This is a genomic window from Enterobacter sp. 01-M-02-SI-ECC, from assembly GCF_047530595.1.
GTDB lineage: Bacteria > Pseudomonadota > Gammaproteobacteria > Enterobacterales > Enterobacteriaceae > Enterobacter > Enterobacter cloacae_M.
Genome location: NZ_JBLKCZ010000107.1, coordinates 1 through 523, shown reverse-complemented (window position 1 = coordinate 523; position 523 = coordinate 1). Strand labels below are relative to the sequence as shown.

The 523-nt window shown below is 63.3% G+C and carries 1 protein-coding gene; it reads right to left on the bottom strand.

Translation table 11 applies throughout. The features are described from left to right. The coding region (locus ACMWLG_RS25900; protein WP_414763064.1) for an RHS domain-containing protein at nucleotides 1-523 on the bottom strand (523 nt) is incomplete at both ends.

Sequence of the window (523 nt, the reverse complement as noted above, 5' to 3'; positions counted from 1 at the left end):
CAGCTTGCCCCAGGCACTGTTCACCCCCTCCCAGCGCACCTGCCCTTCACTATCCGTCATCCGCTCCGGCGTGCCGTTGGGCTGGCAGTGGAACCAGAAGATCTCCGGAGCATCCACGCCATCAATACGCGCCAGCGGATCGTAGCTATCCTGATCGCTGTAGACGTAGGTCAGCGGCACATCCCCGTGCACCTCCTGCAGCAGGCGGAACCCTTCCCAGACAAATCGGGTTGTGACCGGCTTGCCGGTTGGCTGTCCGCCCAGCATCTGGCGTCGCGTTTTGCTGATGCGGCGACCGAGCGGATCGTAGCGGAAGCTGACCTGCGTCTGCGGTTTATTGCGGTCCCGCGGCTGGCTGATGACCTCCGTCAGGCGATGTTCGCCGTCGTAGCGGTAGTGCCAGCGGGTCTGGCCGTTATCTTTCTCCACGGTGCGGCCGTGGATGTCATAGCGCCAGCGAATGCCGTTCAGCTGCGTCAGGCGGTTGTGCGTGACCTTCTCAGCGGAACCTTCGAGCGGGTTA